The sequence below is a fragment of the Bremerella alba genome, from assembly GCF_013618625.1.
Classification (GTDB): domain Bacteria; phylum Planctomycetota; class Planctomycetia; order Pirellulales; family Pirellulaceae; genus Bremerella; species Bremerella alba.
On the sequence record NZ_JABRWO010000006.1, the window covers coordinates 79576 to 105311 of the forward strand.

Consider the following 25736-nt stretch of genomic DNA (forward strand, 5'->3'; position numbering starts at 1 on the left):
GCCATGCCTCAGCCCCACATTCATTTCGTTACGGGGAAGCTGGCCGAAACGTCTCTGCGAAACGTCCTGGCTCAGTTGGCTCCCCAAGCAGGCTTTCAATACTCGGTCCAGGTTCTCAACATTACCGTCGCCGCGCTGATGACGGCCGATTGGATTGCCCGCCGTATCCAGGTTCCGCCGGAAGCGACCCAGGTGATGGTAACCGGGTACTGTCGTGGCGACTTGAAGCTGATCGAAGCCGCCGCCAAGGTGCCGGTCGAGCGCGGACCGAAGGACTTACGGCAACTGCCTGACTGGTTCGATCAGCCTGCGCTGGCCGATGACTATGGCGAGTACGATGTCGAGATCATCGCCGAGATCAACCACGCGCCGAGCTTCACCTTAGAAGAGATCATTGCAGAGGCCCGCTCACTGCACGCCGCGGGGGCCGATCGGATCGACGTGGGATGCGACCCCGGCAGCGTCTGGACCGGCGTGGCCGACTGTGTGAAAGCCCTGCGCGATGAAGGCCTGCAGGTTTCGGTCGATAGTCTCGAACCGCAAGAGATCGCGCCGGCGGTGCAGGCCGGGGCCAGTTTGGTGCTGTCGGTGAATTCGAGCAATCGCCAGCACGCGGTCGATTGGGGATGCGAGGTCGTGGTGATTCCGGACGACCCGAAATCGCTGCAAGGATTCGACGAGACGATCAACCACTTAGTTCGCCAAAACGTACCGTTTCGCCTCGATCCGATTCTCGAGCCGATCTCGTTTGGGTTTACCGAAAGCATCGTCCGTTACCATGAAACGCGGCGGCGCTATCCGGATGCCGAGATGATGATGGGGATTGGTAACTTGACGGAACTGACCGATGCGGACTCGGCCGGAATCAATGTCATGCTGCTGGGCATTTGTCAGGAACTGGGGATCCGCAGCGTGCTGACTACCCAGGTCATCAATTGGGCCCGAACGAGCGTGCGGGAATGCGACCTGGCTCGGCGTTTGATGCGGTACGCGCTCGAGCATCGAACGCTTCCCAAGCGAATCGAGCCCAAGCTGGTAACCCTGCGCGATCCGAAGCTGAGTGAGCCGTCGGAAGAAGAGCTGGCCCAACTGCCGCAGCAACTCAAAGATAAGAACTACCGCTTGTTCGTCGCCCAGCAGATGCTGCACTTGATATGCAGTGACTTGCATTTGCAGGATGCCGACCCCTTCTCGTTGTTTGAGAAATTGGAAGCGACGAGTCCCACCAACTTGAATCCGTCGCACGCGTTTTACCTTGGTTTTGAATTGTGCAAAGCGATGACGGCCCTGCACCTGGGGAAGCAATATCGACAAGACGAAGCGCTCGACTGGGGTTACCTGACGCACGCTGAAGAGTCGCACCGTATCAATTTGCACAAAGATCGCCGCCAGCCAAAAGCACCCAGGGAGACCGACGATGAATCGTAGCGATGCGTTGGGAACGCCGTTGGTCACGGCACTGGACGATCGGTTTCAGCCGGAAGAAGTCTTTAAGCGTTTAGCCAGTTTGCCGCATGTGCTGTGGATGGATAGCGCTCGGCACGACGATACGCTCGGCAGGTACAGCTTTCTAATGGCCGACCCGGTGGAAGTCATCCAGGCAGGTCCGCTACAAATAGAAGCTGCCTTGTCGCGGCTGACCGAGTTGGAGAAGACGTTTCGCTTAGATCGCGTCGCCGATCTTCCGCCGTTTCAAGGAGGCGCCGCGGGATACTTTTCTTATGACCTGAACCGGGCATTTGAGGAGGTCCCCGAAACCAAGTTCAAGGAGTTTCACCTCCCGCTGCTATCCTTGGGTGTCTACGACTGGGTGGCGGCTTGGGATCATACCGAGGGAAAAGGTTGGTTGTTCTCGACGGGTTTCCCGGAGATAGATCCGCAGAAGCGGCAAGCTCGCGCCAAAGCGAGGGCCGAAGAGGTTCTGGCAATCTTTGATCGGGACGAAACGATCTGGGACGAAGCCCGCCCAGGCAGAATCATTCCGCCGACGGAGCTGGCTCCCTGTTTCGCTTGCCCCGAGTTCCCTGGCGTGATGAGCAACTTCCCAAAGGAAGACTACCTGGAAGCCGTGCGAAAGTCGGTCGAGTACATTCATGCCGGCGATATCTTTCAGGTGAATCTGTCCCAACGCTTGATCAGCGAGGCGAAGTCTTCCTCGCCGCAGTTGTACCTTAAGCTACGCGAGAAGAACCCGGCTCCGTTTGCGGGATACTATGACTTCGGCATGGGGCAGATTGTGTCCGCTTCGCCAGAACGTTTCATCTCGGTACGTGATCGAAAGATCGAGTCGCGACCAATCAAAGGAACCAGACGCCGCAGCGGTCGCCCAGAGCTGGACATGTTTTGGGGAGACGAACTGATTCGTAGCGAAAAGGACCGTGCCGAAAACGTGATGATCGTCGATCTACTACGCAACGACTTGTCGCGGATCTGTGAGCCTGAGAGTGTCGAAGTAACAAGTCTTTGTGGGCTGGAGTCGTACCAAACGGTGCAGCATTTGGTATCGATTATTGTTGGAACGCTGGCACCTGAGGTGGGCATCCGAGAGATTCTCGAGGCCACTTTTCCCGGCGGTTCGATCACCGGCGCACCGAAGATTCGGGCGATGGAGATCATTTCCCACCTCGAACCCACAGCACGCGGCCCTTACTGTGGATCGCTGGGGTATTTCGGTTTCGATGGCTCGATCGACTGGAACATTCTCATTCGGACGGTGATCGCGTCGGCCGGGTGGTGGCAGTTTCCGGTGGGCGGGGGCATCGTGGCCGACTCGGACCCCTTGCGGGAATACGAGGAAACGTGGCATAAAGCAATGGGACTTCTCCACGCGGTGCTCGACGAATGATACTGGTGATCGACAACTACGATAGCTTCGTGCACAACCTGGCGCGGTATTTCCGCCAGTTGGGGCAAGAGGTCGTCGTGCGCCGTAACGATGCGGTAACGGTCGACCAGATCAAGCAACTCAAGCCAGCCGCGATCGTTCTTTCGCCAGGACCGTGCACGCCGACCGAGTCAGGTGTTTGCTTGGATGTGGTGCGGCAGCTACACGCATCGGTGCCGATGTTGGGCGTGTGCCTGGGGCATCAAGCGATTGTCGCGGCGCTGGGTGGTCGGATTGTTCGCGCTGGTCGACCGCTGCATGGTCAGGCCTCGCGGGTGACGCATGACGGGCGGGGTGTCTTTGGTGGTTTGCCTTCGCCGATGCAAGTTGGTCGGTATCATTCGCTGATCGCCGAGCGAGAATCGCTGCCGCCGTGCTTGCAAGTCGATGCCCAGACCGACGACGATACCATCATGGCCGTCTCGCACGAAGCGTTGCCGGTCGTGGGGGTTCAGTTTCATCCTGAATCGGTTCTCACCGAACATGGGTATGCCCTGCTGGCCAACTTTTTGCGAATGGCTGGGCTGACTTCGCCCAGCAGCGTAGATGTCGCCATGCCGAAGATCGCAATCCCAGGCAGTGGGGCCTTTGCTCAAGGGGATGTCTATTGGAGCCAAGAGTCGTGAGTGAAGCCCGATTGCGAATCGTTGAGGGAATGCTCACGACACAGAATGCCGATGGCACGGTGAACGTGGCTCCGATGGGCCCTCGCGTCGACGACCATTTCACGCAGTTTCTATTACGGCCGTTTCCGGGTTCGCGAACGTATGACAACCTGCTACGAACGCGGCAGGCAACCTTTCACGTGACTGACGATGTCGAGATGATCGCCCAGGCAGCCGTGGGAGACTTGCATCTGTCGCCTACGTTTCTCGCCGGTACCGAAGAGGGCTACCATGTCCTAGCCAACTGCTGCCGCTGGTACCAGTTGGAAGCCGCCCAGGTCGATACGTCGGGAGAGCGGGCCGCATTGACTTGCCGCGTAGCGAAGCAGGGACATCTGCGAGACTTTTTCGGCCTGAATCGCGCCAAGCATGCGGTCTTGGAGCTGGCCATTCTTGCAACGCGTGTGCATCTTCTCTCGGCGGCAGAAATCGATCAGGCAATCGAGACGATGGCTCCTTGGGTCGAGAAAACCGGGGGCGATGCAGAGGTTCGGGCCTGGAAATTCTTGCTATCGACGATCGGACAGCGGCGAATCGCGGGCAGGGAATCGTCGTGACGCCCGAAGTTCGGTAAACTGCTGGGATGCCGCTTTTCAAACGCTCACCCCTGGTAGATCCAACGTCTTCGCTACTTGCGAAGTTAACCGTGGGCGCGCGCCTTCATTTTGGCCTGCTGGCGTTTGATTCGGACGAAGCTTCGTTCGGTGGTGTCGGTGTGATGATCGATCGGCCAGGGCTGGAAGTTCACGCGAGCGAAGCGGAACAGTTCACCGCAACAGGCCCACTGGCCGAGCGGATCGAAGCGTTCGCCAATTTATGGCAACGAGCGACCGACCTTAATTTGCCAGCGGTGCGGATGGCCACTCGTGGACAACTGCGCGATCACGTGGGACTTGGCTGTGGTACGCAGCTTGGGTTGGCTGTGGGAACGCTGCTTTCCAAATTGGCCGATTTCCCACTGCCGGACATTCAGACACTGGCCGCGACGGTCGATCGTGCGAAGCGGTCGGCGATTGGGTGTTATGGATTTCTCGAAGGGGGATTTCTGTTCGAGACCGGGCATCACGCCGAGACCTTTCCGCAGTTGACCTACCGAGCCGATCTTCCCCCAGCCTGGCGATTCGTTTTGGCGACCCAGCACGAGGTGCACGGACGGCATGGCGAGGATGAAGAAGAAGGGTTTCGCCAGCTTGCACCGGTGCCGGCTCCTACGACGGCGCGCTTGCGGCAACTGATCGAAGGGGAGATGATACCCGGCTTGGAATCGGCGGACGTTCGGCGTTTCGGCGAGTCCTTTTACGAGTACGGCTGTTTGGCCGGCGACTGTTACGCTTCGCTGCAAGGTGGGCGTTACGCGAACCCTACGTGCACCGATCTTGTCCAACGGATGCGATCGTTCGGAATTTCAGGCGTAGGTCAAAGCTCGTGGGGTCCCACGATCTTCGGTTTGTGTGAAGATGGCCGGCAAGCCGAGGCACTTTGCACTCAACTGCGAGAGCGGTATTCTGAAAGCCAGTTACAACTAGAGATTTCCCGGCCAAATAATCGCGGTGTCCAGCTCGAGTGGGCTTCGTCAGGCGGCTGATTAGCTTTTAAGAGGATTTAGAGTTCATGCCTCATTTGGGCGTCAATATCGATCACGTTGCCACCATTCGCCAGGCTCGTAATACGAATGAACCTGACCCGGTTTGGGCCGCGGCACTCTCCGAACTGGGGGGGGCTGACTGTATCACACTTCACCTTCGCGAAGACCGTCGCCATATTCAGGATCGCGACCTGGAAGTGATGCGGCAGACGGTGAAGGTCAAGCTGAACCTGGAGTTGGCCGCGGAAGCGGAAATGATCTCGATTGCTTGCCGCGTGAAGCCTGACCAGGTGACACTGGTGCCGGAACGCCGCGAAGAAGTCACCACCGAAGGGGGCTTAGACGTCGTCACGCACGAAGAATCGATGATTCGAGCGATCGATCAATTTCGCGAAGCGGGCATTTCGGTCAGTTTGTTCCTCGACCCCGAACCCGAGCAGATCGACATGGCGGCCAAGCTGAAAGTGGATGCCGTCGAACTGCATACGGGGCAATATGCATTGGCCAGCGGCCGTGAACAACAACAGGAATTGGCCCGACTGTCGATCGCCGGCGAGCAAATCCGCAAAGCGGGGATCGAACTGTTCGCCGGACATGGGATGACTTATACGAATGTTCAGCCAATTGCCCAGATTCCTGAAATGGCCGAACTTAATATTGGGCACAGCATCGTGTCGCGGGCCGTTTTCGTCGGATTTCGTGAAGCGGTAGCCGAAATGAAACGGCTGATCACGCTCTAGGCGGCACTGGCCAAGTTTTCACGCGTATCGTATTATAGGCCGGTCCAAGACAGGCTTTCTTTCTAAGTTAATTCGTTTTCAATCTGTTGGTGTTTCAGCATGACACGCAAAGGTAGCGATTTCGCAGGCGTATCGGTAGCAATCACGACTCCCTTCCGGGGGGACATGGTGGACTACGATGTGTTGAAACAACAAGTCGAATTTCAGCTTGAAGCAGGCGTGAAGTGCCTTTGCCCGGTTGGAACCACCGGAGAATCGCCGACTCTTTCTCACGAAGAGCACGAACGGGTCATCAGTGTTGTTATCGAAACGGTAGCCGGTCGTGCGAAGGTGATGCCGGGGACCGGCTCGAACAGCACCCACGAAGCGTTGAAGCTTACCCGCTGGGCCGCCGCCGAAGGCGCCAACGCCGCGTTGGTCGTCGCGCCGTATTACAACAAGCCGACGCAAGAAGGCTTTTATCAGCACTTCAAGGCCCTGGCCGAAGACTCGGACATTCCGATCTGTGTCTATAACATTCCTGGCCGGACCGGTAAGAACATCGAGCCAGAGACCATTGCCCGACTGGCCGAACTGTCGCAGATTCAATTGGTGAAAGAAGCGACCGGTTCGATGGATCAGGCCTCGCAAACGCTCGAGATGACCAACCTGACCCTTCTCAGCGGCGACGACAGCATGACCCTACCTCTGATGTCGATCGGCGGTGCCGGGGTGATTTCGGTGGTCGGTAACATTGTTCCGCAGGACATGTTGAAGCTGGTCAAAGCGGCTGCCGACGGAGACTACGCCGAAGCCCAGAAAATGCACTTCAAGCTGTTCACGCTATGTCGCGAAATGCTTGGTCTCTCGACCAATCCGATCCCGGTCAAATGCGCGATGAAGATGCTGGGCCGCGATACGGGCGAACTGCGTCTGCCGATGACCTCGCTGTGTGAAGACGGCGAAAATCGTCTGACCCAGGTGCTGACCGATTACGGTTTGCTCTAATTCGCTTATAGCTTAAACGGCGGAAGCTGCCATGTCGTTGGTCGTCTATCTGTGCGAGTATGGGACGATCTACGGTGGCGAGAACTCTATGCTCAGCGGGCTTCAGGCTATGCAGGGCTGCGGCTATGACGTTGCCGTGGTCTGCCCTGGCGAAAGCCCTCTGGCACAGCAGTTAGCCAAGCTTGGTGTTCTCCACTTGCCATTCACATGGACCGACCACGAGGGGCGACGCAAGCCGCTAGAGCAACTGCGCGAGCAGCTTGCTACTGCCGTAGTGGCTTGGAAGGCCGATATTGTGCATGCCAATAGCTTGTCGGTATCACGCATTCTGGGGCCAGTGCTGCGGCCACACGGAACCCGGTTTGTCGGTCATCTACGCGACATTATCAAACTGAATCGGCGCGTCGTGCAGGACATTTCGTCGCTGGACGAGATTTACTGTGTCTCGGATGCGACACGCTCTTTTCATTTAAACCAGGGACTGACAGAAGAGAATTCGCTAGTCCTGCATAACGGCATCGATCTGGCAGAGTTCGCTCCGCCTGATGCGCGGAACGAGCGTTCCACTTTGCAGGCGGTCTACATTGGCCAGCTCGTCATGCGGAAGGGAATTGACGTTTTGCTGGAAGGGGTTCGGCTGGCTATTGAGGCGGGGGCCGACGTCACGCTCGATCTGTACGGTGAGTGTCATTCAAGTAAAGAAGAGGCACGGCAGTACCTGGCCAATGCCGAGCTTTTCGTAGATCACTGGAAGCTATCGGATCGAATTCGCTTTCGAGGACGGACCGACCACGCTCGGCAAATCTTGCAAAAGGCCGACATCTTGGTTCACGCGGCCCGGCAAGAGCCGTGGGGGCGCGTCTTATTGGAAGCCGGTGCGTGCGGTCTACCGATTATTGCGACCGATGTGGGAGGAACCCGCGAGATGTATCCCCACGGGGAGGCCTCGCTTGTTCCGGTAGACAATCCGGAGGCGATCGGCGAAGCGATTGGTAAGCTGTGCCGCTCGCGAGAACTTCGCCTATCGATGGGAATGCAGGCAAGGAATCGGATCGAACAATTCGACATTAACGATTATGCGAATAAACTGGCCAGCCGTTATCGAAAAGTGCTGCGGGGCACCGTGAAATGACTCAAGGCCTGCGTGGGTGACTAATTTTGAGCTAGGTTTATGTGACTGGAGAGGATTCGATAGGCGGATCGTGCCCGGTCAGTCCCCCTCTTCTTAAGAGCCTTATCAATTCGCACTGTAGGTCTGTCATGAGCATGTCTTGCCAGGAACTTGCCAGCCGCATCGAACGGATGCAGCCTAATGCCGAACCTCGGGATGTAGCCCGGCTGTGTTTGCTGCTCTCCAATTGTGTCGAGAACGTTGAACAACTCGACGACGACAATTTATTGACCGATGCATGGAAAGAGATGGGGCTGCGTCTGCAAGCTGCCACCGATCAACATGCGGCCATGACCGACGAATTGGACGAACTGGCCCACTCGGACCCACGAAAGTTTTCGCCTGATCAGATTTGGGTATTAATCCGAGCGATCAAGGTCCAAAGCCAGATTCTGCAGATGTATGTCGGGCAACCGCTGATCGACGTTTAATTTCGCTCTTAATCAAGCAGTAAGAGTGCGACCTGAAGGTAGATCACAATCCCAAAAAGGTCGATCAACCCGGCCACAAACGGGTTACTCATCAAAGCCGGATCGAGCCCAATCTTCTTGAACATTAGCGGCAACATCGAGCCGATCAACGTTCCGGCAATCACCACTAAGACCAGGGTCAACGGGACCACTAGCGCTGAGTAAGGTGTGGGGGATTTAAAGAGCGCCAGAAGCAACCCCATGAAGGCCATGATCAAGCCTAAGATCAGGCCCATCGCCAGCTCCCGCCGTAAAATTATCGACCAGTCGGCAACACTGGCCTCTCCCTTATTCAGCGCGGTAATCACGAGCGTCGCCGACTGGTTGCCCGAATTCCCGCCGGTCGAAATGACCAACGGAATGAAGATGACCAGCCAAGGGATCCGCGCGAGGTCGCCTTCAAACTGTTCTAAAGCGAACGTCGTCATGAAGGCCCCCACGAACAGCACGGCCAGCCATACGCCCCGTTTGCGGCTTAATGTTAGCACCGATGTTCGTAGATAGGTCTCTTCCAACGGTTCGACCGCCGCCGCACGATAGGCGTCTTCGGCCGCTTCTTCGACGACCACGTCAAGAATATCATCGTGCGTAATAATACCGACCAGGCGAAGTTCCTCGTCGACCACGGGAATCGCTAGAAGGTCGTAGTCGGCCATCTTGCGAAGAACGTCCTCTTGGTCGTCCATGACGTTGGCGTGAATGACCTCGGTCTCCATGATCTCGCTTAATTGCTTCTGCGGCTTGCTTAATGCCGAGACAATATCGCGAGTCGAGACGACTCCGTGAAGACTGCCGAAATCATCGACCACATACAGGTAGTAAATCGTTTCCAGATGCTCGGCCTGGTTGGTAAGTTCGGACAGGGCTTCTCGCGCTGTGAGGTTCTCGCTGAGACGGGCCATTTCCGTCGTCATGATCGCGCCGGCAGTCCCTTCGGCGTAATTCGATAGACGCAGTACATCGCGTCGATCATCTACGGAAAAGCAAGCGAGAATCTGCTCGGCTGTTTCCTCTTCGACCTCACCTAACAGGTCGACCTGGTCGTCGGCCGACATCGTGGCCACCACCGGGGCGACCGATTCAGGGGACCGCGATTCGAGCATCTCGGCTTGTCTGTGATGCTCGAAATACGAGAGTATCTCGCCTTGCAGGCTCAGATCGGCATGATCGAGCACCCCCCAGGCCTCTTCCGGGGAAAGACCTTCCATGAACTCGGCTGTACGCGCGGGATGCAGGGCCGTGCAGAACTCGCGGAGTCCATCAGAGTCGTTCTCGGCCAGCATCTCGCGAAGTTCTGGCAAGTACAGGGTGTTGATCATGGGGGGCCTTGGATGAATTAGCCAAATTCGCTCATGTTTCGCGGGTTTCAGGTACTATCTTACCGATCTGAGCTATTCGTGGGAGGGATGCCAACGACTGATTAAACAATCCTGAGCGTGAACTTCACGGCGAGTTTTATGAAGGATGTACGAACCATCCGGAGTATGTGATTGACTTTCTCTCCCCCTGAAAGTACTTTCTATGTATCAAGTATTACCAATAGTTGGGTATTTCCTTCGTTTTGCTGATGTGCTTCTTGCGCTGCATCGAAACGAAGAAAATATCGAGCGTTACTAAATGGATTCGTTCGATATGCTACGAGGACAAGACTCGCCGGTAACCGGTGAAGATCGACTCTCCGAGTGCGAATTGAAACTCGGATACACATTTAAAAATCGCGAGCTTTTGCAAGCCGCCCTTACCCATGCGTCGGGTTCTAGCCATCGGCTCGGTAGTAACGAGCGGCTTGAATTTTTGGGCGATGCCATTCTAGGCAAGTTCGTATGCGAAACCCTTTTCCAGCGGTTTCCTAATTACCTGGAAGGCGACCTAACGCGAATCAAGTCGATTGTCGTCAGTCGCAGCACATGTGCCCGACTGAGCGATCAGATGGGGCTCGAACCATTTCTGATTCTCGGAAAAGGCATGGCGTCGACGCAGTCGCTACCCAAATCGCTTTTGGCCGACGTGTTCGAGGCGATCATTGCCGCGATCTATCTGGATGATGGCAACGAAGCGGTCAATGGGTTCCTGGCGATCGCTCTCGAGGACGAGATCGACCAAGCTTCGGCCGGTGAAGTAGGTAGCAACTATAAGTCGATGTTGCAACAGTTCGCCCAACGAGAGTATGGCACGACCCCCAACTACGAACTGGTTGCCGAACGAGGCCCTGATCACAGCAAGTTCTTTAACATAGCGGTCATGCTTCAGGGGACTCGTTACACGTCGGCTTGGGGTGCCAACAAGAAAGAGGCCGAACAGCGTGCGGCCAAGAACGCACTTCACGAGATCCAAGGGGAAAGCCCTCCCTACGTGGAAGAGATCGAGCCCGGCTAAATCTTATCTGGGATCTCTGAATCTTAACGATGTCTGGCCTTCCAGAAATTCCAAACCGACTGATCGAGCCAATCGGAAATTCTAGCGGGTTGGTTCAGCGCACCTTCGCCTTTCGTTTGTTGGTAAGTGGGTATTGGTGTACTAACTTCTTATTGTGACAAAGCTTTACGTCGCATCGGTGGCCCCCCGATAACACCTGTCTGCAACTTTACGAATAGTTACTGGTTACCCCCAGATATGGATTGCCCTTCGCTATCCAAGAGCGCACCTCGACTGAAATGTCTGCCCAGTTTGCAGACGCTGCACATTCTGGCGACCGAGGATCAGCCCTTTCATCAAGAGCTTTTGAAACGCGCATTGAGTCGCCATGGTGCGACTTTTCACATTGAACCCGATGGCGAGTCGACCCTTGCCCGGGCCGACCTGAGCAGCTTCGATGTGATCTTTCTCGACTTGATGCTACCCGATACAGATGGTTTGCAATTGGCGTTAGCCCTACGAGACCGCAACGTACAAACACCGATGGTGGCGGTCACCGCAGGCACAATGACTTACACACCGAAGGTATGCTACGAAGCGGGTTTCCAAGGCTTTCTCGAGAAACCCTATTCGCCGATTGGACTGGCCGCGATGATTCGCTCGGTCTGTGAATTACCGACGAACATTTAACGAATGGTGATTGCCTGCTTGAGTGGTTCCAGGATATTACCAATCACATATTGATCTAACAGGCCCACCGCTTGATCGTGAAGTCTTTCGAACGCGGTGACGTATGTTTCGCTTTCGTCCAAACTGCCGAACCGTCGAACGGTCAGGTAAACGCTCAGCTGTTCTTCGGGGAATTCACCGGTGCGAACATGATAAGCGGATGTTCGTGTCTCGATGCTGAGCCGAAACTGGGTTCGACATTCGTCGTCTAGGCTACACTGAATTGCTGGCTCGAAGCCGATGATTCGGTTGTCACTCCCCTGCACCATTTTCTCTAAGGCCGGCGGAAGTCCGAGGGCATCGACGACCAGTTGGTTATGATTTCCGCTGTAGGTGAAATCGAACCCATACATCGCATTGAGCGACTCGCAATCCAAGGGACTGATAGAGAGCGCGTACGGAATTTGATCGAGCACAAATCGGTGCTGCTCGAGCGCCTCGTCAAAGGTGCTTGGGTTGACATGCCCAGATAGTATTCGTTTTGGTTCAACGGACGTCCAGCGATAGCTGCCGCCATCTTTGTCTTCTTCAAGTACAAACTCGTTACGATCACGCGAGTAGAAATTCCGCATGTTGGGGTAACGTTTTCGGACCTGCTCGAAAAAGTGAAGAACCGTGTCTCGCCCGCTAGGTAAGTCCATCTCCGTGTTGAGATTCATGTTGATGTAAAAATCGTCAGTCAGCGAGCGGATATCGACCATCCAATTCTCCTTCTGCTGTATGTGCGTGGTGAACCACGGGGCCGGCAGGAGTGGCACAACCCAGTTGCAAGTATAGAATGACCGTCACAAAAGTGTCAAAGGTGCCATGCTAGGTAAAGGACACCACCGGTGACGAGTCAAAATGTTGCTTCCGCTAGGGTAGACAGTATTTCTGAGAGATCGGTTCAGCTAGAAACGCCCTTGGGGCCAGCCGAGATCCGCTGGCAGGGGGAAAAGCTCTGCCGTTTCGTTTGGTTACCCCAAGGGACTCGGTTAAAGCGGAGGCCGCTTCCCGACGAGCTGTCCGACCCTGAGCGAGACTTGATGCAAGATGTCGTCGATTACGCTGCTGGCATCCGGATTGATTTTGCAGGGGTTCCTGTGGATTTGTCGCATGGCACCCTCTTTCAGCAACGTATCTGGAATGCCTGCCAGCGAATTCCTTATGGCGAGGTGGTCACCTACGGAGACCTAGCCAGGTTCGCCGGTCGCCCGGGAGCTGCCAGGGCCGTTGGTACGGCCATGTCACAAAATCGAATCCCTTTGATAATCCCCTGCCATCGAGTTATTTCAGCCGGCAATAAGATTGGCGGATTCACCAGTGATCAAGGAATTAGCCTGAAAAAGCGGCTGCTCGATCTAGAAGCTGGCGGTCAGACCCACATTAAAATGCCGCAGAAAAGTAATTTCCGGAAAATGCCGAAGTAATAAAAACGCAACACCTGAGAAGTCATAGGTATTTGGGACCGGAAATGCCATTTTTTTCACGATCCTGAACCTAACTCCCCTGGAAGCGTCTTTACGGGAACCTAACACGTCACTATAATCCAGGGTCTTGCTTGAGAGGGAATCGCCGATAAGGGTTTTGATCAAGCGAGTGTCACTTGTGGGCGTAGCTCAATTGGATAGAGCATCGGTCTACGAAACCGAAGGTTGAAGGTTCGAGCCCTTCCGCCCACACTTAGTGAAAAGGCCGTAAACCGCTGGGTTTGCGGCCTTTTTCATGCGCTCAGTGAAAGGGGAAATAGTTCTTTCGCCACGACGCAAAGCAGTCGCGATGTGTCGTATTTCGATCTTTAATAGGAGCGTTCGGTTTCTCCCGCTCCTATTAAAAAAGGGCGACGCTCTGTGGAGCTTGCCCTTTCGTTGTCTTTCAAGGAAATTTTCGTCGTCAAACGAGACCGCTGACCTACTTCGACAGGTCGAAGTTAATTTCGTTTTCTCCAGGTTCGACGGCTGCGGTAAGTTCGCCTCGCTTGCGGTATTTCCTGGGGACCCTTTCCGGCAAGAGCATTGCTCCTTGCTCTTCACTCTCAAGGCGACGGGTCGTGATCATCACCTCGTGATTGCCTGGAAGGCATCCGGGCGTGTCGTACGTAAACATCAGCGAATAGTGGCCGCTTTCGTCGGTGACCCCCTGAGAAGCTCGCCCTTGCTCGGGGTAAAAGGCAAGCTCTGCATTGGGTAAGGGAGCGCCATCAAGCGTCACAACTCCCTGAACGAACCCACTAGCTGGCCCGGTTTCGCTACAACCGACAAACGTTAACGATACAAAGAGGCTGAATAGAATACCGCTGCGTGATATGCGGCTCATGAAGTGATTCATGATCAGGTTCCTGAAAAGGGTGTTTTTGAAAAGTCCATTTCCAGCGCCGGCGACTTGGTTGCATAGCCGGCGCGAAAACTAGATAGCATTCAGCGAATGAGACTAGAGGCCCGGAGTCACTTCGCCGCCGGAGATGGTTCCCAACGCTTCGTAGGTCGTGCCGTCGATTGTTTCTGCAATGAACACGACCGAGCCATCGCCGCGGCAGAAATTCGCCCCACCGGGATGCAAGCTGCCTGTTGCGGCCCACGAATGAGAACCGTTGATGGTATAGGATGGGTTGGCCGAGGTTGGGCTGAGGGTCGTATTAACCCACTTAGCACGATCGGCTCCGACCCAGCAGGTTGCCTTGCGAGGCTTCTGAGCCCCGTCTTGCTCGGCGACCATCACCGTATTGCTGGTTCCGTCGGTCATATCGCGAAAAGAAGTTTCGCTGTTGAGCCAGAAGGTGCCATTGAATTTGCTGGCATCGGTCCTATAGGCCGCGTCATCTGTCCCCAAGTCACCGGGAATCATCGAGCCATTGACGGCTTTGTAGTTCGACTTGGCGTTGTCACTACGATTCGGGTTCATTTCTTCCATAGGGCAAGAGGGGCACATATAACCATCGATGGCAACACGTCCCCAGTTGGTTCCGGTTGTCCACCAAGAGAACCGATCTTTATAGACGTCGAAATTGTCGTTCTCGTCACGAATTTCTTCGTAAAGAGATTGTTGCTCGATGAACGGCAACACAAGTGTTTGCCAGCTGAGCCCGTGCCTATTAGCCCAATCTTTCGAGCCACCAGAAGCATCACGATTGGAGACACTCTTTAACCCGGCGGGAAAAACACCGTAGGTGTCGTGATGATTATGTAGTGCTAACCCCATTTGTTTTAGGTTATTGGTGCACTGCATCCGACGAGCTGCTTCGCGAGCTTGTTGGACGGCCGGTAGCAGTAAAGCGATCAGAACACCGATGATGGCAATCACCACCAACAGTTCGACCAGTGTAAATCCTTGCCGAGGCTTTGAATGAGAATCGTGAGGCATGTGAGTCTCCGAAAAGAAGAATTGAAAAGGAGGCGATAAGTAGCAAAAGCAGACCCATTAGGCGTTGAAAAGAGCATTGAAGAAGGTCAGACGCTTTGCCATTAGGGGCGACCCTTTTGGAAAAGTTCTCCCACCTGATCTTCTGTCAGTGCCACGCCGTAAACGGTCATTTCGTCGATTCGTCCATTGAAGTTACGAATTTTCTGCCACGCGGAAGTTTCGGTTGGCGTCCAGTTGCCGATCGTCACGTAACCGAGTGTTAAGTCGCCACGGGCCGCCTGGTCAATCGGCTGATTCGAGATGAGTTCTCCGTTGAGGTAATGGCGAACTCGCGAATCGACCGTGTCGTAGACGGTAACCACATGAGCCCATTGCCCCACGTCCCGTAAGCTGAACACGTTGGGCGAGCGATAGTGTGCGGTATCTGAAGCAGCTTCCATCCACATACCCAGCAGCATGTGACCTTCCTGGTGAACTTGCCAGTGAGGCATGTTGTTGTTGAATTCGTCTGTCAAAAGGAGCGAGTTAAATCTGCGATCGAGCCCGTCCAGACGAATCCAAGCCGAGAAAGTGAGCGACAAATAGTTGCCGGGAATGTTAAGGCGAACCCGGTCACCAGGGCGTTTGAATTCGAGGCTCGACTTATCGTTCCAGCGGCCGGTGGTCCACTGGGCTCCAACGATCGCTCCGTGAATCTTTTCCCCATCAGGACCGTAGCCAACCAGTGTGCGGTCATCGACCGGATCATGATCGAAGGGGAAATACGCTGCGATCCGTGGATCTTCGATCGTCGCATCACGCTGTTGCTCCCATCGCTGATACCGCTTTACCGAGCGGGTACCGGTCATGCTTGCCAGTTCACGAGGAGACACAAAGCTAAGATCACCAGAATCAATAACCTTGCTGAGGCCATCCGCAGTGATGGAAAGAGGTTTACCTTGGACAAGTTCGCGCCGTGTCGTTTTGTTTCGATTGGAGTTCGGCTCGTAAAGCTCGACTTTTCCCTCGTACACTTGCACATCGACCGAACCGTCACTGGAGACTTCCATCCCGAATTCGGTGCCCAGGTCGACCAGTTCCAAGGTCTTAGCAAGGATCGTGAATCCCTGGGCTGGCTGGGGAATGTTCGCCCGCAGTTTGCCGTAGTTGAGGTAAATGTTGCTGGCATCGACAATCTCGATCGACGCAGGCCCTTCGGCCACCAGCGTTGCACCGCTGTAAAACTCTAACTGGATTAATCCTGTATCCCAGGTCAGTTGTTGAGGAGAAACGGTTACGCCTTCTTTCCAGACGTTTGCGTTTCCACCTTGAACACCCACTTTGCGAGTTAGCAAAGCCACGCCGGAATCACGTAGTTCTTCTACTTCAGGTGTAGGATTCGCAGCAACTGGCCCTACTGGCACTGGGGGCGCTGCATCAGGAAGAACCGCAACGTTAGACGCATTCGGATCTTGCTCTGGCTGATCACCTTGTGGAAAGGCAAACAGGGCCACCAGGATGGTTGCGGCCAAGGCCATCACGCCCCAAATCCAGGGACGCTTTTGGGTTGGCCGTTTCTCGTCTGTGCGAGCAGGGGTTTTCGGCTCGTGACTGGCGTTGAGAACCGATTGGATAAAGCCGGCTGAACTGTCGTCGGCCGAGACACGGGTTCTTAGCGACTCAAGGTACCTGGCTTCCGCACGTCGTAAGTCTTCGTATTGAGAAAGGCGATCGCTAAGAACAAGGTGCTGCTTTAGTTGAGCAAGGTTCTCTTGGTTTTCGCGGGCCAAGGCCACGAGTTCGTCCAACTCGTTTTCCGATGCAACGTCATCGAGCATGATCGCAAGCAGTTCGTTAAAACGCTGATGGGATGCCAACGGAATCTCCTAAGAGGTCGGTAACAGAAAGACGTGTATTAAAATGGACGAGTATTTTCTAAGCGGTATCGCCCAGACGATTTTCGATGCAGTCTTTCAACTGTTGGCGAATTCGCATCAGGGCCTGTCGAACGGCTGCCGCAGTCATTTCCAAATGATCTGCCAAATCTGTGGCCGTCCATCCGTGCGAATAACGCCCGGTGACGATCTCGCGACTCTTAGGAGGCAACCCCTCGACACAATCTCTTAAATGAGTCAACCGAATCCGTTGCCATTCAGGGTGATCGTCATTGCTATCGGAATCTTGCAAAAGCAAATCAGCGAGACCTTCGTGAAGGATTCGCCGCCGCCGTGCGTCCTTGCGGACTTCGTTTCGTACCAAGTTGCGGGCAATACCCCGGAGCCACTTTCCGACGTCCTGCTCTTGATCGAAGGAGTTCCTCTCACGGAGCGCGACGAGAAAAGCCTCCTGAGCAAGGTCATCCACCCAGTCGGGATCCACTCCCAGCATGCGGACAAACGAACGCAGTTGGACGTGGTTTTCGGCGACCATTCTCTCGAATGATTCATCAAAACAATGGTCTTGGTTGTTCATTTGTGAGTACCTTGTCGCGAAGAATCTTTGTGTGAGTAACAAAATCCAAAAAAGCAAAAGAAACTACTAAATGGAGTTTATCTGATTTGTCTTGTCACACCTGCAGAAGTGGCGACAAGGGGTGTGCTTATGACCATAATTGCCTAATTGCATGGTCTTAAGGTGTTAACCCTGGCTGCTACGGCCAGCGGTGAAATCCGAGAAGAACTAGTCATCGCCATTTCAACATGGCCAAGGTCTGTTTTAGTTGAGGAGCTGGCTAATAGATTGAGTATACGAATTCTCGTGCTATCAGCATCGATTAAGACCTATCGCTGTCGAGGGAATTTAGTCTTAGTAGGTTAGTTAGGTTCCAGTGAACTGGGCCCATACCGTACCATCCCGAAATGGGTTGATTTCTAGCAGGTTAATTACCCTTACACGCGTATTTGACTTGCTCGCTGATTATCGAGCCACCTCCTGCTTACTTGGGGAAACTTCTCGATTTAGAAACCAAAGGAGAGTCAAAAGAGGCGATCAGATACCGCTGGCCTTTGATCCCTGTAGGTGGCTATTTTGTAAGCCCAAGTTACGAGGTAAGATTGATGCGTTACTCAGACGTCACGACCTCGTAAGTGCTTCGTCGTGTTCTTCTTATGTCTTGTAAATGGATGGTAGCTCAGCGTGATTCCGCGCACCAAACTGCTTCAAGAGGTGACCTCAGAACGCGAATGGAGCGTTGATGTCGACTTGCTATCCGAGTTGTTCGACAGCACGCCTGATACGGCATTCTTTGTTAAGGATGCCCAAGGGCGATACATCGCTGTGAATGACTCACTGGTTCGTCGTCACGGATGGCGAGAGAAGCGTGACGTCATCGGTAAGCGTTCGGCTGATATTTGTGCCGGCGATCTAGGCTCGATTCCTACGCAGCAAGATGAAAAAGTCGTTCGGACCGGAAAGGCTTTGTTAAATCAGCTGGAAATGCAATGGTATCGTCCGCCTACAATGACTTGGTGTTTGACGACCAAGTTACCCATGAAAGATGCCGACGGCACGATTATTGGCCTGATTGGCTTCTCGAGAGACGTACGAATCTTAGTGGATCCTGAGGAAATACCTACGGCGTTTGCGAAGGCATTGGCGGAATTCGAGGAACACCTGACCCCTGACGTTAATCCCGTTTGGTTTGCCCAAAAAAGCAAGTTGACTTCTCGTCGGCTGGCCATGCTGACAAAAAAGATATTCGACTTAACCCCTGGCCAGTTTATCGCCAAGATCAGAATTGATGCGGCTACCAGGCTACTGCGAGAAACGGAATTGTCGGTTTCTGCCATTGCTCATCAGTGTGGCTTTTACGATCACAGTGCATTCACACGAGCGTTTAGAAAGGCAACCGGCACTACTCCTAGGTCGTTCCGTAAACTCGCCCGCTGATAGCCCTGATCGATCTCACCGGTACACATCACTGGGCATCGCGTCGGTCGCCAAGGGTTGCATTTCTGTATTCTCGGGGAGTACAGTTCATCACTCGACTGAATGCATCATTGAGAGTGCGAAGGCTCACAAACCCACTGCTCAGAGCAATTTCCTTAACGGTCAATTCCGTTCCCAATAGTTCGCGACGCACGCGCTCGATCCGAAGTCGTTGGATTTCACTGGCGACCGTTCGATTAAGATGCTTTCTAAATTCAGTGGTCAGCTTTCGTCGCGAAATAAGCAGGGCCTCGGCTACGTCATCGACCGAGATAGATCGATGCAGGTTGGTATCAATAAAACGCAGGGCCTGCCTCATTAGCTCGTCTTCGATAGCGATGAAGTCGGTAGGGCGGCGGGCAACGACCCCTACCGGCGGTAGATACTGGCCTGCCCCCATTTTCTGTATCAAGCGTTATGAAAGATTGGACCGGGAAACAGTATAACATCAATGCGGCTAAGAACCCTGAATTGAACCTGGATATCACCGACCAGGGATTGGTTTTCGACTACGATATTGTCTACGAGGGCGAAATCCCTCCACTCTAAGAGCATGACTCAATGAGGGTAGTGCTATCGTGCTCAGCTGTTCATAAATTAATGGACTGACTGTTTTGATACCCATTAGGCGTCTGGCCGGTTCTCGCTTGAAAACAGGACGCAATTGCTCCTTGTGGCTGTAACCAACGCGATGCGAATCGGCTCGAGTGTCATTTCAGATTCACACTATAGGTGCAGAATCTTGGAAAGCTAATCGTTTGTAATTTCCAAGCGAAGCGTTCTCCCGGTCTTCAACTGCGGTAACTTCGGTCGAGGGCCGATTGATCACCCTGTTGCGACGCACAAGTTCAATGCAGGTTGGCTTAGGAAAACCGTTCAACACTTCTTGCGGCACCTCTGCCGTGCGATAGCCATCCAACTCGGCGTTTAGATTTACCTTCGTTAACGACGGGGTTGAATTGCGTCATCGATGCCAATCACGGCAAGATCGTCTGGTACAGGGATTTCTAGAGTACGACAAGCGTTGAGAACTTGTCGTTCGACAGCGACCTCACGCACCGAATAATGAGGGATAGGACGAGCCGAACCCAATTTCGATGAAGTGGTTTGTTTTGGGGCTCTCAACTTGCGACAATAGAAAGATCCTGTCAGTGACTAAATCAAAGTCCTTGGGTATGTTCTTTCGCCCCCTCCCCCCCAACTCGTATCTAAGAAACTGTATGAGCACCCTATCGAAATTAACGCTGCTGCCTGAAGTCGAGAAGTTCCTTAGCCGAGGTCGGCTTACTAGTTTTGTTGGTGGCCAGTCGTTTGAGTCTGGTTCAAGCGATGTTATCACGACGTACGATCCTGGCTCTGGAGAGAAATTAGCCGACGTCGAGGAGTTGACCTCGCAGGAAGTCGATCAGGCCGTGCAGGTTGCTGACGAAGCTTTCAAAAAGACTGGCTGGGCAACTATGCCAGTCAATGAGAGAGCCGCTCTGATTCATCGTCTGGCCGATGCCATCGAAAAGAAAGTAGCAATCCTTGGTCAAATTGAGTCGCTAGACGCAGGCAAGGTCGAAGCTCAGGCCCAAGGCGATGTTCAAAATTGTGCTGATACTCTTCGGTACTTTGCCGATCTTTCGCAGCACTTGAACCACCGCACGACCCTGGCCGTTAAGGGGCATGAAGCATGGACGATACGCAAGCCTTGGGGGGCATGTGCTTTCATCTTCCCTTGGAACTTTCCTATTCTGCTGATCGGTTGGGGAATTGCTCCTGCACTAGCGGCAGGCAACACCGTTGTGATCAAGCCGGCCGAAGACACGCCACTCTCGGCAATCTACCTGGCGGAATTGGCCAAAGAAGTTGGCATTCCCGATGGTGTAATCAATGTGATCACGGGACGAGGGGCAACCGTCGGTGCTGCTTTATCGAATAACAAGTTGATCAAGCGTATGTCCTTCACCGGATCACCTGAAGTGGGACGCCTGGTTGGTCAGTCGTGCGGTCACAACTTGGTGCCGGTAAAGCTAGAACTGGGTGGCAAAGGAGCAGCCGTTATTTTTGATGATGTGGATGTCGCGGATACAGCCGAGAAACTTGCCGCCGCGATCACGTTCCACTCTGGTCAGGTGTGCTGCGACGCAACCCGCTGGATAGTTCAACAAGATATCTATGACGAGTTCGTCAACCAATGCGTAGATCGACTTTCCGAGGTAAAGATTGGTCATCAACTTGAAGCTGATACTCAGATGGGCCCGGTCGTCAACGCCAAGCAGCGCGAACGCGTCTTGGGCTACCTAGAGAAAGGCGTCGCCGAGGGAGCCGAATGTGTCCTTAGTGGTGGGCCTGCACAGGTTGCCGGGTATGAGGGGCATTTCGTTAAGCCGGCCCTGCTGTCCGGTTCGTTAGGCAATACTGCAGCACAACAAGAGATCTTCGGCCCTGTCGCTTACCTTGCCTCGTTTAAGACGGAACAGGAAGCGATCGAGATGGCCAATTACACGACCTACGGCCTTGCTAATAGTGTTTGGACTGCCGACTTGGCTCGTGCCGGAAGAGTGGCTGAATCGATGGTCGCGGGCAACAGTTGGATTAACGCACATAACGTGTTTGCCCAAGGCGTTCCCTATGGTGGCATCAATCAAAGCGGTCTTGGCGGCGGTGTACTCTCGGTAGAAACGTTGCTGGATTACTACCGTAGTACATCAGTTGTTCGCCCACTCTGAGTTCGCAATCCCCAACAAAAAGATCAAATCCCAGCCATGCTCAGTAAGAACGACTATCTCCACCCGCGCGACGAGATCATGCAGACGATGGATCGTATCTATCGATATCGTATGACGACTACGTCGGGCGGAAATCTTTCGATTCGTGACGAAGCCGGAGACATCTGGATTACTCCGGCACGAGTCGATAAGGGAAACCTCTCGCGGAACGATATTATCTGCGTGCGATCTGACGGAACCGTGGAAGGGCCTCACCCGCCCTCCTCGGAGTTTCCCTTTCATAAAGCCATCTACGATGCCCGCTCTGATATCCAGGCCATCGTTCACGCGCATCCGGTAGCCCTGGTTGCATTTAGTATTTGTCAGGCGGTTCCTAATACGCGCCTTTTCCATCAAACCCACTCGGTCAGTGGTAAAGTCGGTTTCGCTCCCTACGCATGCCCTGGCAGCCAGCAACTGGGTAGCAATATTGCCGACTCGTTCGCTCAGGGGTGCGACAGTGTGATTCTGGAAAATCACGGTGTCGTCGTGGGTGCCGAATCGCTGGCTCGCGCCTTCGAACGTTTCGAGGCATTCGAGTTCGCAGGAAAAACTTTGATCAAAGCGAGCAAGCTTGGCAATGTGAATTACCTGGACGATTCGCAATTGGAACTGGCAGCGAACCGAAGCGTTGACTTGCCCACCTTTGAGCGATCAACGGCAAATCAGCAAGAACGTGAGCTTCGCAAACAGCTATGCGATTTCATTCGACGTGGTTGCCGCCAACGCTTGTTGATCAGTACCGAAGGCAGTTTTTCAGCGCGCCTCGACCAGGATTCATTTCTTATCACTCCGACCCAGCAGGATCGAGAGTCCCTCACGATTGATGACTTCGTTTTAGTGCACGAAGGGAGCCGAGAATCCGGTAAAAAGGCTAGTCGTGCGGTGATGGCTCATCGAGCCATTTACCAGAAGCACCCGAGCGTAAAAGCGATTGTTTTTGCACACCCGGTCAATGCGACCGCTTTTAGTGTTACGGACTCTAACTTAGATACGCGCACGATTCCAGAAAGCTATGTCTTCCTGCGAGATGTCGGACGCGTTCCCTACGGGGTCCAATATCACAACAATAGCCAAATCGCTGAACACATTTCCGCAAGTTCGCCTGCTGCTTTACTAGAGAACGACGGCGTGCTTGTCACAGGCTCCAGCGTGCTTGATGCATTCGATCGTTTGGAAGTTCTTGAGGCAACTTCGGAAGCCGTTATCAACGCAACCTCGATTGGGAAGGTTTCATCGATGCCGCAAACGGTGATCGATGAACTTCGCGCTGCGTTCCAGCTGAAATGACATTCCAGTGTGCTATTACTTGAAATTGGATTCAAACGGATTCCATTTCAATGAACGGGATCTTGGACGATAAAAAAAGGCGGAATCCTCATGCGAATTGGACTTGTCTTGATTGCCGCAATCGTGGTGGGACTATGTCACACGGTGGCGTGTGCGGCTGAGGAGGACTCCGCGAAGCCTAATATTGTATTTATCTTTGCCGATGACTGGGGATGGGGTGACTTAGGCTGTCACGGACATCCCTATGTGAAGACCCCTAATATCGATCGCCTGGCGAGTGAAGGCACCGACTTCCATCGCTTTACAGTGGCAAGCGGTGTCTGTTCGCCGAGTCGCGCGGCGGTCATGACGGGACATTTTCCGGCGAGGTACAACATCGACGGACATTTTGCCTGGGTGCCTAGCAATGCCCGCCGCAACATGCCTGATTGGTTGGATAAAGATGTTGTAACGATTCCCAAATTACTTCAATCGGCCGGCTATGCCACAGCCCATTATGGAAAGTGGCACCTGGCAAACGACATGATTCCCGACTCGCCTTCTCCAGGGGTTTATGGCTACGACACATACGGAGCATTTAACTGCTCCGGAGAGCAGATGCCAGTCCATGAAGACGCCACCAATGCGATCCAGTTCATCGAACAAAACGCGAAAGATGGGAAACCGTTCTTTATTAACTTGTGGATCCACGAGCCTCACACGCCATTTCACGTTGTTCCCAAGTATCGATGGCAATTGCGAGATGAAGGCCTTGAGGAGAACGATGAAATCTATGCATCGGTACTGATGCACGCTGACGAGAGAATTGGTGAGGTTCTCGATGCATTGGAGCAATTTGATGTCGCCGACAACACGCTCGTGATCTTCAGCTCTGACAATGGACCTGCAAGAGCCAAACCAGAAGCGGAACTCGAACTCACCTACGATACGGCTACCGGCGCAGGCTTCGGAATAGCCGCAGCGAAGGGAATTACCGCAGGCAGAAAAGGATATAAGGCTTCCTTGTTCGAAGGGGGAATCAATGTTCCATTCGTTGTTCGCTGGCCCAACAAGGTTGCGGCCGGAAAAGTCGATGACCAACTAATGATCTCAGCCGTCGATCTCCTGCCGACCTTTTGCGAGATAGCCGGTGCAAAGTTGCCTGACGGCTATCAAGCCGATGGCGTCAGTCAAGTTGTTCAACTCCAAGGAAAGTCAATGACGGGACGTAGTAAACCTCTGTTTTGGAAGATGTCTGGCCACGGACGGGGAGGCCGCTCTGAATCATATCACTGGGTGTCTTACTGCGTTGCTCACAATAATTGGAAGCTACTCGCCTCGAAAGACTTTGGCTATGTCGAACTGTATGACATAGTTCATGATCCCTACGAGGAAGAAGATTTGAACGATTTGAAGCCGGGTGTATCCTCGCAGCTGTTAAAAGTGCTTGCGGAGTGGAAAGACAGCCTGCCTGCGAAGCCAGACGCTAAGAATTATTCCAAACTTCGAGTGTCGCCGAGATGAAACCAATACGTTTGTTTCACCTCGTTTGCCCCAGTCCTGGGCTGGGTCAGGGAATCATTCGTAAGTTGAATATTCGGTGCAAAAATAACATCAGGGCTAACATTATCCCGCCACCTCGCGGCTACTACCTTGCCGGACGGGAAGGCAGTTAGAGAGGAGCACCCTCCGAGGAATTGTCATATGACCAAACATCGCGGTTACCTAAGCCTAATTTCGTTGACGTTCCTAATATCGACAAGCCCAACTTTTGCTGAGGAAACCAACGTTCTCGTCGCAGAAAGCGCCCGCGATTCGCTTGTTCGCGCTACGCAAGAGATGCGCAAGATCGACGCGAACGGTAATGGCGCATTCGAAAAGAACGAGGACGCTGCGGCCTGGCGACGCTATCGAAAGCTGGATACGAATCGTGATGAAGTGATCTCGATCGATGAACTTCGTAAGCTAAGGTTATCCTATCTCGAAACGAGCGGAGAGCGAAAACTTGACATCGTCTATAAAACCGCGGCTCAACAAGACATGCTCTTGGATCTTTATTATCCCCATCAAGAGACCATGAAAAAAGGATCTCCGTATCCTGTTGTTGTGTACACGCATGGAGGTGGATGGGCGGCAGGCAGCAAGCAGGGTATTGCCAAAGGTTTGTTTAAGGAAGTTTTTCAGAAGCTTCTCGATCGTGGGTTTGCCGTGGCCTCGGTCAATTATCGTCTTTGCCGATCCAATAGCAGGAACACCATGCGGGATTGTGTGATCGATTGCAAGGACGCTGTTCGTTACCTATCAATGAACAGCGACACGCTTAGGTTGGATCCTGCCCGGTTCTTCGTCATGGGCGATTCCGCCGGAGGGCAGTTGGCGCAGATGCTGCTACTCTCTGCACCGGAATCTATGCCAGGAGACAAAAAGCTGGCAGCGGTCTCTTATAAGATTCTGGCAGGCGTGTCGTGGTACGGACCATGTGATTTCGAGAAGACCGATCTCTTTAATCATGATGATCGAGACGACTTTCGGGATCGATTCGGACCTCGCATTCTAGGAACCGATTTAGACTTGGAGAGCAAACGGGAACGGTACCGGGAAGTGAGCCCGGTAAATTATCTGAGTAAAGACAATCCGCCGCTATTGATGATCCAAGGGGACAAGGATGTGACCATCCCCGTAAAGCATGCCTACTACATGAAGAAAAAGGCAGAGGCCGTTAAGGCACCAGTTGAGATTATGATCATCAACAACGCTGGTCATAACTGGCGAAAAGTCGGCGCGGACATCGATCCTTCACGAGAGGCGATCGTCCATCGAACCATTCAATTCTTTGTCGACTATCTTCCGCAGTAGATGGTACCGTGTTTTAAGCTTCGATAA

The 25736-nt window shown here is 53.7% G+C and carries 25 protein-coding genes and 1 tRNA gene; 19 read left to right on the top strand and 7 right to left on the bottom strand.

All coding sequences use genetic code 11. The features are described 5' to 3' along the window. Positions 1–3: 3 nt before the first annotated feature. From HOV93_RS11480 to HOV93_RS11520, 9 genes are all read left to right on the top strand, one after another. Positions 4–1428, top strand: a complete 1425-nt coding sequence (locus HOV93_RS11480) for a DUF6513 domain-containing protein (RefSeq protein WP_207396651.1) — start codon at positions 4–6, stop codon at positions 1426–1428. After that, positions 1418–2845 (top strand): anthranilate synthase component I family protein, encoded by a 1428-nt coding sequence (locus HOV93_RS11485; protein WP_207396652.1) that lies wholly within the window; start codon positions 1418–1420, stop codon positions 2843–2845. The genes HOV93_RS11480 and HOV93_RS11485 overlap by 11 nt, the downstream gene beginning before the upstream one ends. Beyond that, positions 2842–3510 carry an anthranilate synthase component II gene (locus HOV93_RS11490; protein ID WP_207396653.1) on the top strand — a complete coding sequence of 223 codons (669 nt, stop codon included), beginning with the start codon at positions 2842–2844 and terminating at the stop codon, positions 3508–3510. Before HOV93_RS11485 ends, HOV93_RS11490 begins: the two co-directional genes overlap by 4 nt. Next, positions 3507–4106, top strand: coding sequence for a DUF447 domain-containing protein (locus HOV93_RS11495; protein ID WP_315853390.1), 600 nt, complete (start codon positions 3507–3509; stop codon positions 4104–4106). The genes HOV93_RS11490 and HOV93_RS11495 overlap by 4 nt, the downstream gene beginning before the upstream one ends. 89 nt (positions 4107–4195) lie before the next feature. Continuing rightward, the gene (locus tag HOV93_RS26390; protein ID WP_207396654.1) at positions 4196–5134 is read left to right on the top strand and encodes a hypothetical protein; all 939 of its coding nucleotides are present in this window, start codon (positions 4196–4198) and stop codon (positions 5132–5134) included. Between the two features lie 26 nt (positions 5135–5160). Next, positions 5161–5874, top strand: coding sequence for a pyridoxine 5'-phosphate synthase (locus HOV93_RS11505; RefSeq protein ID WP_207396655.1), 714 nt, complete (start codon positions 5161–5163; stop codon positions 5872–5874). 99 nt (positions 5875–5973) lie between these two features. Further along, positions 5974–6861 (top strand): 4-hydroxy-tetrahydrodipicolinate synthase, encoded by an 888-nt coding sequence (gene dapA / locus HOV93_RS11510; protein ID WP_207396656.1) that lies wholly within the window; start codon positions 5974–5976, stop codon positions 6859–6861. A gap of 31 nt (positions 6862–6892) precedes the next feature. After that, positions 6893–7993, top strand: coding sequence for a glycosyltransferase family 4 protein (locus HOV93_RS11515; RefSeq protein WP_207396657.1), 1101 nt, complete (start codon positions 6893–6895; stop codon positions 7991–7993). 128 nt (positions 7994–8121) lie between these two features. Beyond that, positions 8122–8463, top strand: coding sequence for a hypothetical protein (locus tag HOV93_RS11520; protein WP_235990221.1), 342 nt, complete (start codon positions 8122–8124; stop codon positions 8461–8463). Between the two features lie 8 nt (positions 8464–8471). Here HOV93_RS11520 and mgtE read toward each other — a convergent pair whose 3' ends face one another. Further along, positions 8472–9821, bottom strand: a complete 1350-nt coding sequence (mgtE, locus tag HOV93_RS11525; RefSeq protein WP_207396658.1) for a magnesium transporter — start codon at positions 9819–9821, stop codon at positions 8472–8474. Positions 9822–10119: 298 nt separating this feature from the next. Here mgtE and rnc point away from each other — a divergent pair, with 298 nt between their 5' ends. Next, on the top strand, positions 10120–10878 hold the full coding sequence (gene rnc / locus HOV93_RS11530; RefSeq protein WP_235990223.1) for a ribonuclease III: 759 nt from the start codon (positions 10120–10122) through the stop codon (positions 10876–10878). Positions 10879–11115: 237 nt separating this feature from the next. Then, the gene (locus tag HOV93_RS11535) at positions 11116–11547 is read left to right on the top strand and encodes a response regulator (protein WP_207396659.1); all 432 of its coding nucleotides are present in this window, start codon (positions 11116–11118) and stop codon (positions 11545–11547) included. On the opposite strand, the gene HOV93_RS11540 is transcribed toward HOV93_RS11535, so the two are convergent. Then, the gene (locus HOV93_RS11540) at positions 11544–12287 is read right to left on the bottom strand and encodes a hypothetical protein (RefSeq protein WP_207396660.1); all 744 of its coding nucleotides are present in this window, start codon (positions 12285–12287) and stop codon (positions 11544–11546) included. The two genes, HOV93_RS11535 and HOV93_RS11540, sit on opposite strands and share 4 nt — an antisense overlap. Before the next feature lie 324 nt (positions 12288–12611). On the opposite strand from HOV93_RS11540, the gene HOV93_RS11545 reads away from it, so the two are divergent. Together HOV93_RS11545 and HOV93_RS11550 are read left to right on the top strand one after the other, a co-directional pair. Next, entirely contained in the window at positions 12612–12995 is a 384-nt protein-coding gene (locus tag HOV93_RS11545; protein ID WP_207396661.1) for a methylated-DNA--[protein]-cysteine S-methyltransferase, read from the top strand. A 178-nt stretch (positions 12996–13173) separates the two neighbouring features. Continuing rightward, a tRNA-Arg gene (locus HOV93_RS11550) sits at positions 13174–13247 on the top strand. A 229-nt stretch (positions 13248–13476) separates the two neighbouring features. Here HOV93_RS11550 and HOV93_RS11555 read toward each other — a convergent pair. From HOV93_RS11555 to HOV93_RS11570, 4 genes are all read right to left on the bottom strand, one after another. Then, the gene (locus HOV93_RS11555; RefSeq protein ID WP_207396662.1) at positions 13477–13893 is read right to left on the bottom strand and encodes a carboxypeptidase-like regulatory domain-containing protein; all 417 of its coding nucleotides are present in this window, start codon (positions 13891–13893) and stop codon (positions 13477–13479) included. A 102-nt stretch (positions 13894–13995) separates the two neighbouring features. Further along, positions 13996–14925, bottom strand: a complete 930-nt coding sequence (locus tag HOV93_RS11560) for a DUF1559 domain-containing protein (RefSeq protein ID WP_207396663.1) — start codon at positions 14923–14925, stop codon at positions 13996–13998. Between the two features lie 101 nt (positions 14926–15026). Next, positions 15027–16781 (bottom strand): LamG-like jellyroll fold domain-containing protein, encoded by a 1755-nt coding sequence (locus HOV93_RS11565; protein WP_207396664.1) that lies wholly within the window; start codon positions 16779–16781, stop codon positions 15027–15029. Positions 16782–16839: 58 nt separating this feature from the next. Beyond that, the gene (locus HOV93_RS11570) at positions 16840–17376 is read right to left on the bottom strand and encodes a sigma-70 family RNA polymerase sigma factor (protein ID WP_207396665.1); all 537 of its coding nucleotides are present in this window, start codon (positions 17374–17376) and stop codon (positions 16840–16842) included. A gap of 663 nt (positions 17377–18039) precedes the next feature. Here HOV93_RS11570 and HOV93_RS11575 point away from each other — a divergent pair. Beyond that, on the top strand, positions 18040–18792 hold the full coding sequence (locus HOV93_RS11575) for an AraC family transcriptional regulator (protein WP_207396666.1): 753 nt from the start codon (positions 18040–18042) through the stop codon (positions 18790–18792). Positions 18793–18820: 28 nt separating this feature from the next. Here HOV93_RS11575 and HOV93_RS11580 read toward each other — a convergent pair whose 3' ends face one another. Further along, positions 18821–19243: a helix-turn-helix domain-containing protein gene (locus tag HOV93_RS11580; protein WP_207396667.1), complete on the bottom strand. Its 423-nt coding sequence runs from the start codon at positions 19241–19243 to the stop codon at positions 18821–18823. 5 nt (positions 19244–19248) lie between these two features. On the opposite strand from HOV93_RS11580, the gene HOV93_RS26160 reads away from it, so the two are divergent. The 5 genes from HOV93_RS26160 (at position 19249) to HOV93_RS11600 (ending at position 25709) form a co-directional block, all read left to right on the top strand. Next, entirely contained in the window at positions 19249–19380 is a 132-nt protein-coding gene (locus HOV93_RS26160; RefSeq protein ID WP_261358595.1) for a hypothetical protein, read from the top strand. Positions 19381–20051: 671 nt separating this feature from the next. Further along, positions 20052–21545, top strand: a complete 1494-nt coding sequence (locus tag HOV93_RS11585) for an aldehyde dehydrogenase family protein (RefSeq protein WP_207396668.1) — start codon at positions 20052–20054, stop codon at positions 21543–21545. Between the two features lie 36 nt (positions 21546–21581). Further along, positions 21582–22874 carry a class II aldolase/adducin family protein gene (locus HOV93_RS11590; protein WP_235990225.1) on the top strand — a complete coding sequence of 431 codons (1293 nt, stop codon included), beginning with the start codon at positions 21582–21584 and terminating at the stop codon, positions 22872–22874. Positions 22875–22964: 90 nt separating this feature from the next. After that, positions 22965–24377, top strand: coding sequence for a sulfatase family protein (locus HOV93_RS11595; RefSeq protein WP_207396669.1), 1413 nt, complete (start codon positions 22965–22967; stop codon positions 24375–24377). A gap of 180 nt (positions 24378–24557) precedes the next feature. Then, on the top strand, positions 24558–25709 hold the full coding sequence (locus HOV93_RS11600) for an alpha/beta hydrolase (RefSeq protein WP_207396670.1): 1152 nt from the start codon (positions 24558–24560) through the stop codon (positions 25707–25709). The last annotated feature ends 27 nt before the right edge of the window (positions 25710–25736 follow it).

Coding starts and splice junctions, on each gene's coding strand:
- HOV93_RS11480 (WP_207396651.1), top strand. CDS start 4: ATGCCTCAGCCCCACATTCATTTCGTTACGGGGAAGCTGGCCGAAACG.
- HOV93_RS11485 (WP_207396652.1), top strand. CDS start 1,418: ATGAATCGTAGCGATGCGTTGGGAACGCCGTTGGTCACGGCACTGGAC.
- HOV93_RS11490 (WP_207396653.1), top strand. CDS start 2,842: ATGATACTGGTGATCGACAACTACGATAGCTTCGTGCACAACCTGGCG.
- HOV93_RS11505 (WP_207396655.1), top strand. CDS start 5,161: ATGCCTCATTTGGGCGTCAATATCGATCACGTTGCCACCATTCGCCAG.
- dapA (WP_207396656.1), top strand. CDS start 5,974: ATGACACGCAAAGGTAGCGATTTCGCAGGCGTATCGGTAGCAATCACG.
- HOV93_RS11515 (WP_207396657.1), top strand. CDS start 6,893: ATGTCGTTGGTCGTCTATCTGTGCGAGTATGGGACGATCTACGGTGGC.
- HOV93_RS11520 (WP_235990221.1), top strand. CDS start 8,122: ATGAGCATGTCTTGCCAGGAACTTGCCAGCCGCATCGAACGGATGCAG.
- mgtE (WP_207396658.1), bottom strand. CDS start 9,821: ATGATCAACACCCTGTACTTGCCAGAACTTCGCGAGATGCTGGCCGAG.
- rnc (WP_235990223.1), top strand. CDS start 10,120: ATGGATTCGTTCGATATGCTACGAGGACAAGACTCGCCGGTAACCGGT.
- HOV93_RS11535 (WP_207396659.1), top strand. CDS start 11,116: ATGGATTGCCCTTCGCTATCCAAGAGCGCACCTCGACTGAAATGTCTG.
- HOV93_RS11540 (WP_207396660.1), bottom strand. CDS start 12,287: ATGGTCGATATCCGCTCGCTGACTGACGATTTTTACATCAACATGAAT.
- HOV93_RS11545 (WP_207396661.1), top strand. CDS start 12,612: ATGCAAGATGTCGTCGATTACGCTGCTGGCATCCGGATTGATTTTGCA.
- HOV93_RS11555 (WP_207396662.1), bottom strand. CDS start 13,893: ATGAATCACTTCATGAGCCGCATATCACGCAGCGGTATTCTATTCAGC.
- HOV93_RS11560 (WP_207396663.1), bottom strand. CDS start 14,925: ATGCCTCACGATTCTCATTCAAAGCCTCGGCAAGGATTTACACTGGTC.
- HOV93_RS11570 (WP_207396665.1), bottom strand. CDS start 17,376: ATGAACAACCAAGACCATTGTTTTGATGAATCATTCGAGAGAATGGTC.
- HOV93_RS26160 (WP_261358595.1), top strand. CDS start 19,249: ATGAAAGATTGGACCGGGAAACAGTATAACATCAATGCGGCTAAGAAC.
- HOV93_RS11585 (WP_207396668.1), top strand. CDS start 20,052: ATGAGCACCCTATCGAAATTAACGCTGCTGCCTGAAGTCGAGAAGTTC.
- HOV93_RS11590 (WP_235990225.1), top strand. CDS start 21,582: ATGCTCAGTAAGAACGACTATCTCCACCCGCGCGACGAGATCATGCAG.
- HOV93_RS11595 (WP_207396669.1), top strand. CDS start 22,965: ATGCGAATTGGACTTGTCTTGATTGCCGCAATCGTGGTGGGACTATGT.
- HOV93_RS11600 (WP_207396670.1), top strand. CDS start 24,558: ATGACCAAACATCGCGGTTACCTAAGCCTAATTTCGTTGACGTTCCTA.